The following is a 6,604-nucleotide window of genomic DNA, read 5'->3' as shown; positions in this document are numbered from 1 at the left end:
TGCCCGGCGCCACCGAGCCGGTGGCACGGTAACGCTGCGACCACTTCACTACAGAGGAAACCGCAACGCCAAAGCGCGATGCCACGGTACGGCAATTCTCGCCTGCGCCAACTGCTTCAACAACACGTTCACGAAGATCGTTTGAAAGCGCTCGCGTCATCAGATGCTGGCCTCCAATCCAGCCAGCATCTTGAATCACAAACCAGCTGCTTTGGGAATCCTACGATTCTCTCAAAACAGGAACCGCTCTAGCGAAGCCGTCGATGACAGCGCCTTTCTCCCCGTCCCTATACGGGAGAAATGTCCGGCAGGACAATGAGGGGCAGCGCAGACCAACCAATTCTACTCAACTCAATCGTTTCGGTGACCAGCTTCTGCAGGCTGGTAAGGTCCGCATCTACGCCAGCTTGGCTAGCAGCTTCATGAAGGTGACGATCTCCTTGGCCGAGAGCGGCGCCAGGGTCTCCAGCGTGATCTCGCGGGCCAGCGGGATCAGGCGCTCGATCGCGTCGCGGCCCTCCGGCGTCAGGTTTACCAGCAGCCGCCTTTTGTCGACCTCATGCCTGGAAAGCTCGACCAGGCCACGCGCCTTCAGCCGGTCGATAACGCCTTTCACCGTCGCCGCGTCCATGGCGATCAGCGTGCCGAGCTGGTTCTGCGAAGTTTCGCCAACGTCGCGCAACTTGGCGAGTGCGGCGAATTGCGGCGGCGTCAGATCGGCGATACGGGCAGCGAAGATCGAAACATGGCGCTGGTGCGCCTTGCGCAGAATGAAGCCTACCTGCTCCTGCAGGAGGTAGTCGTGATCGTCGGCCTCTTCGGCCTCGACCAGCTTGAGCAGGTTGTCCTCGCCGCTCACCGCAGCCCGTCCCAGGCTTTTATGTCATCCGCAGCGAGGCCACCCATCCGATTATGGACGCGCGGGCCGCAGGTCATGGCGAGGCAGAACAGGATCTCGTCGGGACGCGGGCCGTCACTGATGCCGACTTCCATGGCGTCGAAATGGCTGCGCACATAGGCGGCGTTGATGTGGCCGAGCGGCACGTCGAGCTTTGAGCCGAAGGCGCCGACCTTCTTGGCCGACGGCACGATCGCCTTGGCATCGCCCAGCCGCTCGCGCATCGCATAGCCACCCGGCACATGCCACAGCGCGCCATGTTCCAGCTCGCCCGCGCTTCCGACGATGGCGCCCTTGCCGTAGCCGTCGATCTGTTTGATGTCGCCGCCGAGGGCGGCGATCAGCCGGTCGGCGAGCAGCAGGCCGAGCGGCTTCAGATCGTCCATGGCGCTTTGCAGATCCTCGACATAACGCCCGGCGAACGGGTTCCTGACCACGGCCATGGCAGCGGCACGCCGGCGCGGCACGGCGGCGGCCGGTCCCCCGTCGTGGAAGATCTCCTCGCTCAGCACCGCGATCTTGCGGATCGGAAATTCAGGCATGGGCAACTTCCTCCGGTTCATGCTTGGTGGGCGCGCCGAGTGCAACGGAGCCGCTGATGCGGGCCTCCCCGCCAAGAAACAGCGCCGATGCTGCAATCAGGCCGCGCCGGCGAAAATCTTCGGCGACGGCAAGGCCATTGTCCAGCGCGCGTGCCACCTCATCAGGCGCAAGCGTGCCGACGCCTTGCGTCACCAGCCGCGCGCCAAGATCGCTGTCGGGCGACAGGTCGCGTGCGGGAACGCGCCTGATGGCGGGATTGCCGGGCAGGTCTACCGCGTTGGCTATGAGCGTTGCCGCCGCATCGGCCTCCGCGCCGGTCCGCGCCAGCACGGTGACGGCGTCGGCAATGCCAAGCGAGAAGGAGCGGCCACGCCAGCCGCTGGTTGCAACGCCACGCACGCCATCCTGCGCGCGGATCGTGATCCGGTCGGCCATGCCGTTGCCGGTGCCGGCGACCGCCAATCCCATCGAGCGGCCCTTGCCGATGTGGAGGGCGCTGTCGCCGCCATTGTTGACATAGGCGCGATCGAGCTTGCGTCCGGCAAGCAGCGCGGCAAGCATTTCGTCGGCTACCGACCCGGCAACGGCGGCCATCGGTGTGATGAAGCATTCCGCCATGGGCATGACGGCTGCTTCCATGCGGCGCGCCGTCGGGCCGGCGAAGGTTCGCGGCGCCAAGAAAAATGCAGGGAGCCGCAATTCGGGAAGCTCCTCGACCAGCTCGATCAGGATCGTTTGGAAGCGCGCGACGGCCTGGACGTAGGCGGCGCGACACTCATCAGCCTCGCCAAAGGCCTCGACGATCAGGTCGATCGGCCCATGGTTGAGATGCAGCCGCTTGCCGTCCTGCAGCCAGTGCGCTTGCGGATCTTCCATCACCCCGCCCCGTTCGGACCCACGCGGCGCAATTGCGCCAGCGGCGGCCATGGATTTTGGGTTGCGGCGCCTGTGCCGCGTCGGGGATTGAGATACTCGCCGCCTTTGGCGACGATGTCCGCAACGCTGCGGATCTCCGCCTCGTAGCCGCCGAGCCTGACATAGTCGTCGCGACGCAGCGTGAACTCGATCGGCGCCACCAGCGCCGGCGTCGGCACATAGCCGAAGGCGCCTTCCGGAACCCTGGTGACATCGACCATCAGCGTGATGCCGCCGCCCGGCCAGACATAGACCGGGGCGCCGCCAACGGTGACATAGGTAGTCAGGCCTTGCACCGAACGGGTGAGATTGACCGGGTTTTCGGTGACGCCGGCGCGCAGCGACCCGCCGGCGCCGCCGATGAACAGCACGGTGCACAAGGCCGGCTCGCAATTGTCCTCGATCAGGTTGACCGATTTCCTAAGCCGTTCCGGAAACGGTTTTTCGACCGGCTTCAGGTCGTCATCGAGCTCGTAATAGGCGAACTGCTCGCCGGTGGTCGAAACCATCAGCAGCGACAGGCCCGGGCGCGCGCCCTTCTTGGCGTTCCATTCGCCGAGTATCGACAGCGGATCTGAAATGCTGGTGCCGCCCCAGCCGAGGCCTGGCTCGGACACTTTGAAATAGCGGCCCGGTGTCGAGCGGCGGCCAACGATCTTGATGCCCGTATCCTGCCAGCCCAGCACCTTGCCGGCCTGGTGTTCGGAGACGACACCGGTGATGTGATCGTCGACCACCACGACCTCGTCGACCAGCCCGCGCCATTGCGTGGCAAACATGCCGATCGTGGCCGAGCCGCAGCCGACCCGCATGCGGTGTTCCTGCTTGCCGTCGATGACGGGGGGTTTGCCGGCTTCGACGATGACCGTGGCGCCGCCGTCTATGCTGAGTTCCACCGGTTTGCGGTTGCACAAATTGAGCAAGGCGTCACAGGTGGCGCGGCCTTCCGCCTTGGAACCGCCGGTCAGATGATGCACGCCGCCCAGCGACAGCATCTGCGAACCGTATTCGCCCGTCGTGACATGGCCGATGGCCTCGCCTTCGGCCCGCACGACAGCCGTTTCGGGTCCGATATGACGATCGGTGTCGATCTTCACCTTGACGCCGCAGTAGGAGAAGATGCCTTCGGTCACCACCGTGACGAGATCGACGCCCTCGACCTCCTGGCTGACGATGAAGGGAGCAGGCTTGTAGTCGGGATAGGTGGTGCCGGCGCCGATTGCCGTGACGAAGCGGCGGCCGGTGTTGATGAGTTCGCCGTCCCACTGCTCGCCCTCGGCGACAAAGGGCACCATGGCAGCGCCGGTCTCGGCCGCATGGTCGAGGATGGTCAGCGGGTCCATGCGCACGATCCGGCCCGCGACATTGCCATAGCGGTCGCAAGCGCCGGTGCGGCCGTCGGCGATGTAGCACATGACGGGACAGGCATCGCAGCGGATCTTCTGCGCCACCAGCTTCTCGCCGGGATCATGGGTTTGGAAGCGTTCGGCAAGCTCGCTCATGCGCGTGCCTCCTTCTCGCGGATGGCCGCCAGGATGCGGCTTGGCGTTGCCGGCACCTTGGTGACCAGCACGCCGGTGGCGTGGCGGATGGCGTTGAGGATCGCCGGCGCCGTCGGGATCAGCACGTGCTCGCCCAGGCCCTTGGCGCCGAACGGCCCTTCGGGATCGGGCACCTCGATAAGGATGGTCTCGATCGGGGGCACGTCGCCAATGGTCGGGATGAGATAGTCGTGCAGGTTCTCGGTGCGCCCGGGAACATATTCTTCCATCAACGCCATGCCGATGCCTTGCGCGATGCCGCCTTCGATCTGGCCCTCGACCAGCAACGGATTGATCGCCTTGCCGACGTCATGCGCCGCCGTGATCTTGATCAGCCTGACAGTGCCGAGTTTGAGGTCGACCTCAAGTTCGGCAATCTGCGCGCCATAGCCATAGACCGCATAGGGTTTGCCCTGGCCCTTGGCATCGAGGGGCAGCGTCGGCGGATCGTATGTCTCTTCGGCGCGGAAGACGAAGCCGTCGGCATTCGCATCGAGCGCGGCAAGGTCGATGCGGCGTGTCGCCTCGCCTTCGCGGATGACGATCACCGCGCCATCCAATTTAAGGGAAGCCCTATCCGAGACATTGGCAAAGCGCAGGATTTTTTCGCGAAGGGCCCGCCCAGCCTTTTCAGCCGCCTTGCCGGTCACGAAAGTCTGTCGCGAGGCCGAAGTCTTGCCGGCGTCTGGGCTGATTGCCGTATCGGCGCTCTTCAGCTGGAATTTCTCCAGCGGCAGGCCGAGCGCGTCGGCGCAGATCTGCGTAATGACGGTGTTGGACCCCTGGCCGATATCGACGGCGCCCTGGTGCAGGATGACGTCGCCCGATGGCGCGATGCCTACCCTGATGGTCGACGGATTGGGAAGCGAGGTGTTGCCGCAACCATACCAGCAGCACGCGACGCCGACACCGCGCTTTCTATCTATGCTGGTGCTGTTGAAAGTATCCGCGTCGGCCGTCGCCCGCGCCCAGTGCAGCCGCAGCGCTTCGAGGCATTCGGCGATGCCGACGCCAGACACCAGAAGCTGCCCGGTAACCGTTTCGGAGCCGTTCCGAAGGCAGTTCTTCAGGCGAAAGTCTAGCCGATCCATGCCGAGCTTGCCCGCAAGCTCGTCATAGAGCGTCTCCTGCATGATCGTCGCCTGCGGCACGCCGAAGCCACGGAAGGCGCCGGCAATCGGACCATGGGTGTGGATGGCGCGGCCCTCGGCACGATAGTTGGGCGTGAGATAAGGGCCGGAGGCATGCACCGGCACGCGGTTGGCGACCGTCGGACCCCAGCTGGCATAGGCGCCGGTGTTGAAATCGCCGGTAAAGACCATGCCGGTGACGTAGCCGTCGGAGGCGGCACCGATGGTGGCCTTCATCTGCGCCGGATGGCGCTTGGTGGTCGACATCATCGATTCGTTGCGGGTGTAGGCAAGGGCCGCGGGCCGTCCCGTCTTGATGGCGACGAGGCCGATCAGAGGCTGCAAGGAAACGTCGAGCTTGGAGCCAAAGCCGCCACCGGTCGCGGTCGGCACGATGCGCACCTTGTTGACGGCAAGGCCGAGCACTTTCGCGGTGTCGTCACGGTCCATGTAAGGCGCCTGGGTGCAGGCGACGACGACAAGCGTGTCGCCGTCGACATATGCATAGCCGGCTTCCGGTTCGATATAGGCGTGCTCGACATAGGAGGTGTCGATCGCGCCGCTCGCGGTGACGGCCGCATTGGCAAGTGCCGCCTCGGGATCGCCGCGTTCGACAAAGCCCTTGGTCAGCAGGTTGTCCGGCCGGTTGCCGTGGATCAGCGCAGCACCCTCGGCCTGCGCGTCACGAGGCTGGAGAACATGCGGCAGTTCGGTCCAGCGGATAGGGAAATCCGACAGATCGAGATCGAGGATCGCCTCTCGCTCGCCGGCGACCAGGGCGACCGCCTCGCCGCGAAGCCGGGCAAAGCCTTCGGCCAGCGCCGGCTGGTCGGCGAATGGGCCGATAACGCCGAAACAGTTTTTTCCCGGGATGTCGGCGGCCGTGAAAACGCCCACGATGCCTGGATGCGCCTTGGCCCAGCCGTCGAGGTCGCCGAAATCGAACTTTGCATGATAGTGCGGCGAGCGGACCACCAGCACCGCAAGCGCATCGACCGGGAAGGAATCGCCGCCGAATTTCTCGGCCCCGGTCACCTTTGGCACGCCGTCGAGCCTGACCGGTGACGCGCCAATGGCGTGGCCGGACCGAGGCAGACGGAAATCCAGGCTCGCGGTCTGGAGGGAAGCCTCCATCACCGCCGCGATGATCTTCCGGTAGCCGGTGCAGCGGCAGAGGATGCCGCCCAGCGCATCCTGCACCTCGGTCTCGGTCGGCCTGGGTTTCGTGTCCAGCAGCGCGGTTGCCGCGACCAGCAGCGCCGGCGTGCAGATGCCGCATTGCGCGGCGCCATGCGCCAGGAACGAGGCTTGCAACGCCGACAGCCGGCCATTGGCCAGTCCTTCGACCGTCGTCACCGCGGTGCCAGCGGCCGAGGCAGCCGGCATCAGGCAGGCGCAGACGGGATCGCCGTCGACCAGCACCGTGCAGGCGCCGCAGTCGCCGGCATCGCAGCCGACCTTGGTGCCGGTCAGCCGCAATTCATCGCGCAATACCGAAGACAGCCTACGCAGCGGCGGCACGTTGACCGAGACAGCGGCGCCATTGACCGCGAAAGCGATATCGGCGCGATCCATGC

Annotated in this window: 6 protein-coding genes; all 6 read right to left on the bottom strand. The window is 65.4% G+C overall.

Annotated elements, in window-relative coordinates; translation table 11 throughout:
* Positions 1-178 (bottom strand): helix-turn-helix domain-containing protein (locus EN845_RS19500; protein WP_281040976.1); only part of this gene is annotated, 178 nt, incomplete at its 3' end.
* A gap of 219 nt (positions 179-397) precedes the next feature.
* Complete coding sequence (locus EN845_RS19495) at positions 398-859, bottom strand: MarR family transcriptional regulator (RefSeq protein WP_127871286.1); 462 nt, start codon at positions 857-859, stop codon at positions 398-400.
* A complete protein-coding gene (locus EN845_RS19490) occupies positions 856-1,440 on the bottom strand; it encodes an amino acid synthesis family protein (protein ID WP_127871285.1) in 585 nt (194 codons plus the stop codon). The genes EN845_RS19495 and EN845_RS19490 overlap by 4 nt, the downstream gene beginning before the upstream one ends.
* A complete protein-coding gene (locus EN845_RS19485) occupies positions 1,433-2,317 on the bottom strand; it encodes a UPF0280 family protein (protein WP_127871284.1) in 885 nt (294 codons plus the stop codon). The genes EN845_RS19490 and EN845_RS19485 overlap by 8 nt, the downstream gene beginning before the upstream one ends.
* Entirely contained in the window at positions 2,317-3,858 is a 1,542-nt protein-coding gene (locus EN845_RS19480) for a 6-hydroxynicotinate reductase (RefSeq protein ID WP_127871283.1), read from the bottom strand. Before EN845_RS19480 ends, EN845_RS19485 begins: the two co-directional genes overlap by 1 nt.
* Positions 3,855-6,602 (bottom strand): molybdopterin-dependent oxidoreductase, encoded by a 2,748-nt coding sequence (locus EN845_RS19475; protein WP_167531405.1) that lies wholly within the window; start codon positions 6,600-6,602, stop codon positions 3,855-3,857. The genes EN845_RS19480 and EN845_RS19475 overlap by 4 nt, the downstream gene beginning before the upstream one ends.
* Positions 6,603-6,604: the final 2 nt, after the last annotated feature.

Source organism: Mesorhizobium sp. M8A.F.Ca.ET.202.01.1.1 (assembly GCF_004791595.1).
GTDB lineage: Bacteria > Pseudomonadota > Alphaproteobacteria > Rhizobiales > Rhizobiaceae > Mesorhizobium.
This window is presented reverse-complemented; position numbering and strand designations above follow the sequence as displayed.